Source organism: Streptomyces sp. NPDC051211, assembly GCF_040689505.1.
Taxonomy (GTDB): domain Bacteria; phylum Actinomycetota; class Actinomycetes; order Streptomycetales; family Streptomycetaceae; genus Streptomyces.
This window is the reverse complement of the sequence record NZ_JBFBAV010000096.1, coordinates 1-4,514: the sequence shown is the minus strand read 5'-3', so window position 1 is coordinate 4,514 and position 4,514 is coordinate 1. Positions and strand designations below refer to the sequence as shown.

4 protein-coding genes and 1 pseudogene are annotated in these 4,514 nt (G+C 64.6%); all 5 read left to right on the top strand.

The features are described from left to right. The first annotated feature begins 1,544 nt into the window (after window positions 1–1,544). Window positions 1,545–2,261 (top strand): hypothetical protein, encoded by a 717-nt coding sequence (locus AB0447_RS36355; RefSeq protein WP_366481239.1) that lies wholly within the window; start codon window positions 1,545–1,547, stop codon window positions 2,259–2,261. Further along, window positions 2,258–2,731 (top strand): MarR family transcriptional regulator, encoded by a 474-nt coding sequence (locus AB0447_RS36350; protein ID WP_366481238.1) that lies wholly within the window; start codon window positions 2,258–2,260, stop codon window positions 2,729–2,731. Before AB0447_RS36355 ends, AB0447_RS36350 begins: the two co-directional genes overlap by 4 nt. 182 nt (window positions 2,732–2,913) lie before the next feature. Then, window positions 2,914–3,372 carry a carboxymuconolactone decarboxylase family protein gene (locus tag AB0447_RS36345; RefSeq protein WP_366481237.1) on the top strand — a complete coding sequence of 153 codons (459 nt, stop codon included), beginning with the start codon at window positions 2,914–2,916 and terminating at the stop codon, window positions 3,370–3,372. A gap of 203 nt (window positions 3,373–3,575) precedes the next feature. Beyond that, the gene (locus tag AB0447_RS36340; RefSeq protein WP_366481236.1) at window positions 3,576–4,199 is read left to right on the top strand and encodes a ScbR family autoregulator-binding transcription factor; all 624 of its coding nucleotides are present in this window, start codon (window positions 3,576–3,578) and stop codon (window positions 4,197–4,199) included. An 88-nt stretch (window positions 4,200–4,287) separates the two neighbouring features. Then, window positions 4,288–4,514 (top strand): annotated as a pseudogene (locus AB0447_RS36335) (hypothetical protein); the annotation flags it as partial.

The following is a 4,514-nucleotide window of genomic DNA, read 5'->3' as shown; positions in this document are numbered from 1 at the left end:
CGGCCGGGCTTTGCCCGGCTACCCCTCCGCTTCGCTCCGGGGTACAGGCTGCTTCGCAGCCTGCGGCCTCCGCTTCGCTCCGGCCTAGTGCCCCTGTTCCGCTTCGCTCCACGGGGTGGGCTCCTCCGCTTCGCTGCGGAGCACCTCGCTTCGCTCGGTACGGCCGGCCCCTTCTAGGGTGATCCCCCTCCGCTTCGCTCCGGGGGAGCCAAGCCCTCCAGAGCAGAGGCGAAGTCCTCCGCTTCGCTCCGGACAGTGTGGTTTTTGCTTCGCTCTATGCGAGTACTTTCTCTTAGCCTCAGGGGTGTTTCGAGATTTTCTGTTCAGGTTTGGGCCTTTGAGAACTCCAACAGAACAGATCGCTTTATTTCCTGGCCAAATCACCAGTGACTCATCAGTTATGTGACTGAGCATCATGACGTGGGCAACAGCGGGACAAGAGGGCCAGCGACCAGTGCTGAAATGCTGAGCCCGTCAGGACATTCACTCAGAAATGCGGAATGCAGATGTTAGTACGAGAGCAGTACCGGCGATGTTGAACCAAGACTCCCCTCGGAATTGAAGAGTTTGGGAACCCCCAGGTGTGTGATAGCCAAACGATTTGGGGGCATACGCCGTGGTCAGGGGAGCTTCTGATCACCGATGGGGGAAAGGCAGCAGTAAAGGCATGTCGGGACTGTCGTTATCCCAGAGATAGAGGGACTCGTCAGGCGAGAGACTGAGTTTGATTCGGAGGCACAGCTATGAAGTAGGGGGATGCCAAGAGAAATTGGACGGGTTTTTTGGGTGAGACGTCATAGATGAATAACCCCCAGCCACAGAGGAGCCTGCATATTCGAGGCTAGGGGTGGTGGGTTGGTGAGTATGGCCAGGACGTATTGGGCCTCGGGGGAGCTGGTGGCTAGGTGTGTTGTAGGCCTTAGAGGCGGGGAGTTCGGGAGGGGGCAGGCCTTTCATGGTTGGGCGGATGAAGGCCCTGCGGACATAACCGGGTTGAGGTTCGGTGGAGGGTTGTTCGAGGTGTGATTCAAAGTTGCTGGTGGATAGAGATGGGAATCGGTCAGTTTCGGTGCTGTTGTGGACACAGTGTCCGGATGAGGGGGAGGGAGGTTCGGGGGCTGGGGAGCGGTTGGTGAGGGGGTGTGGGGCGGGTACGGGGTGGGGTTGGGGCGGGCGGGCGAAGGCGGCGGGCTATATAGAGGGTGCGGAGATGTGTTTCCGCAGGTCAGGGGTGGTGCGGGGGGAAAGATATGTACCTCCTGGGGGGACATATCTCGGAGGATGTGTCGCTGGTGGGGGGACACAACGCGCGCAAAACGTCAGTGGGGCTGACGCAATTAGGGCTAAAACGTCAGAGGCGCTGACGTTTTGTGGGGGATGTGTCGGCGAACTGGGGGTGCGCAGGGTTGGGTTGGAAGCGTGGGGGTGGAGGGAGGGGGTGGCCGAGATGTGTCCCTCCTGGGGGGACACAAGACACGCCGAACGTCAACGAGGGTGACACTTGTGTCACCCGTGTTGACATACTCTCCACGCAGATCAACGAAGTGGAGAGCATCCTCGTGTCATCAGAGCCACAGCGCCGCCGGCCGGGTCCGGCGCGTGCGCCGCGTCCTGATCTCCCCGTTGATGACGCGATCTCGGCGTGGAGTCAGCCGCTGGCTCCGGTCAAGGATCTGGACAGCCTGGCGAAGCGGTACCCGAGCCGGAAGCTGACCCTTGACGGCGAGCGCAAGCCGCTGGAGTTCTACGGGACGCAGAGCCAGCCGAACGCGTTCTCGATGGACAGCCTCGAGTTCTTCCTGGTGATCGCCCAGTACTTCCGCGAGGCGCTGCCGCTGCGGCTGATCTTGCTGCTGATTGCCTGCCAGCGGGCCGGGGGGCGGATTCCGCTTACCCAGGAGGAGATGGCTACCATCCTGGATGTCAGTCGGACGAAGACCTCGGAAGCGCTCCACACGGTGATGTCTCATGGGATCGTCTTCAAGGTGCGGCGGGGTGTGTATCAGTTCAACCCGCCCTACAGTTACCGGGTAGCCGAGTTCATCCCGGGTACGGAGATGACGGGTGAGTTCGTGAAGGTGGAGCAGCACAGCACGATCTCGCAGATCCGCGGTGATGCGAGTCTGCCTGATCTTGTGCGCTTCCCGTCGCTGGACCACATGCGTCAGGCCATCGCGGAACTGCGGGCCGAACGGGCAAAAGAGCGCGCTGCGCGTCGGCTGAGCCGGGCGAAGCGCACGGAAGAAGGGACAGCTCAGTGAGCACCTTGCGATTCGCTGCGGTCAACGCCGACGGGCTTCTCTCCGACCTCGACCTCCCGCCGGCGGCCTACCGGGTGCTGTTGAAGCTGCGTTCGCTGAGTGAGCCGGGCGGGCGGATCCTGATCGATCAGGCCACGGTCGGCGGGCTGCTGGATCTGAGCCGGCCGAGCGTGAACGCGGCGCTGCGGAGTCTGGAGCTGGCGAAGCTGGTCCGGAAGGTCCGCAACGGGGTGTACCAGATCAACCCGATGCTGGCCGGGTACAACTCGTTCGAGGACGCGGTGGCCGCGGTGAACGAGATGCCGGCGGACGAGCGGCTGGATGCGCGGGGTTACGTCGCCAGCTATCACCGGGCGGTGGCGGCGTACCAGGACCAGTTGGCGGAGCAGCGGAAGAAGCGGGCGGCGCAGGCCGCGGCGAAGAAGGCTGCCGAGTCGAAGCGGCGGAGGACGTTGCACGCGGTGGGTTAGAGCGTGTGGGTGGGATGGCTTCCGGGGGTTTCCGGGGGCCGCTGAGGGCCTCGGGTGTATCGACCCGGGGTCCTTGCTGTTGTGGGGGCTGTGCGGGCTTCTGGGGGCCGGCGGTCACATTCTCGGGTTGCGTTTCGTCAGAGGGGGTGGAACCCCGATGAGGCGACTTGAGGAGTAGAGCCATGCAGGCACGAATGGGCAACCCGGCGATCGTCGTACCCGACGCGCTTCCCGCGTTGATGGCGCTGGACAAGGCCACGCGTGCGACGGGCGTGCCGAAGAGCACGCTGGACCTGGTGCACCTGCGCGCGAGCCAGATCAACGGATGCAGTGTCTGTGTGCACATGCATGCCAAGGATCTGCGGGAGGGCGGGCAGAGCGACGAGCGCATCGACACCGTTGCGGGGTGGCGGGAGGCGCCGTACTTCACGGATGCGGAGCGGGCGGCGCTGGCGCTGGCGGAGGCGGTCACGCGGATCAACGACCGTGGGGACCAGGTGCCGGACGAGGTGTACGACGAGGCTGCGAAGCACTATGACGAGCAGCAGCTGGGCGCGTTGATCCTGTCGATCGCCACGGTGAACCTGTGGAACCGCGTGAACATCGCCGCCCGGCAGGTGGCCGGCGGGGAGTGGAGCTGAGCGCTGTCGTCGGCCGGGCCGCGGCGGTTGCCGCGGCCCCCGGTGGCCGAACCGGGGCCGTGGCGGGGCCGTGTGGTGTTCCGACTGTCGAGATCGACAGGCTCCTTCCCGCTTGATAAAATACGGACCTTCTGGTTGGTTTTTGTGAGGCGTGGTCAGGTCCGCCCCTTGGACAAACCGTTGTTGCGGTTTGTGGAGACGCCGTGGTGAAACAGGAGCGTGCGGCTCGCACGCGTGAAACGCTCGTCCGTGCGGCCGCCGAGGCGTTCGCCCAGGAGGGTTTTGTCACTGCCTCTGTCGCTTCCATCGCCAAGCGGGCCGGGGTCAGTGCCGGTGGCCTGCACTTTCATTTCGGGAGCAAGCCGTTGCTCGCCGAGGCGGTCGAGTGCCGTGCCGCGGAGGCGGTCCGGCTGATCACCTCGGGCCGGCCGGACCGGAATGCCGAGGCGCTGCAGCTGATGGTGGACTCGACGCACGATCTGGCGGCCTTGCTGGCCGGGGACCTGGTGGTGCGGGCGGGGTTCGGGCTGTGTGCCGATGCGGCGCGGGTGAGCGTGGCGGATCCGCGGAAGCAGTGGCGGTTGTGGACCGAGGAGGTCTTTCGGGCGGCCGAGCGGGAGAAGCAGCTGGCCGAGGGGGTGTCGCCCTGTGTCGCGGCGCATGCCGTGGTGGCGGCGACGGTGGGCTTCGAGGTGCTGGGGGCGGCCGAGCCGCAGTGGGTGTCGCCGGGGGCCGTGACCGCGTTCTGGGAGTTGTTGCTGCCGAGGTTCGCGGCGCCGGAGGCGCTCGGCCGGCTGGACGCCCGCGGTTCCACAACAGCGCAGTAGGTATGGTTTTTGACGGTCGTTTTGGCAGTTTTGAGGCTTTGTTGCGTTCGGGTGGGGGCTGCGGTGATGGTGTTCGTGCCGCTTCTTCGTGGATGAACTCGCTGGTCAGGGCCTCTTCTTGAGTGTGTGTGGGTCGGCTGTGGTCGAAAACGGCACAACCGGTTTGGTATTGACAAACCGCTGGTCCTGTTTTTTACTGACGGAGGCTCATCCACCGACAGGGGAGTACGGCGTGGACATCTCAGTACTGGGTGCACTGGCGGTGCGTGAGAACGGGGTTTCGATCACGCCGACCGCTCCCAAGCCGCGGCAGGT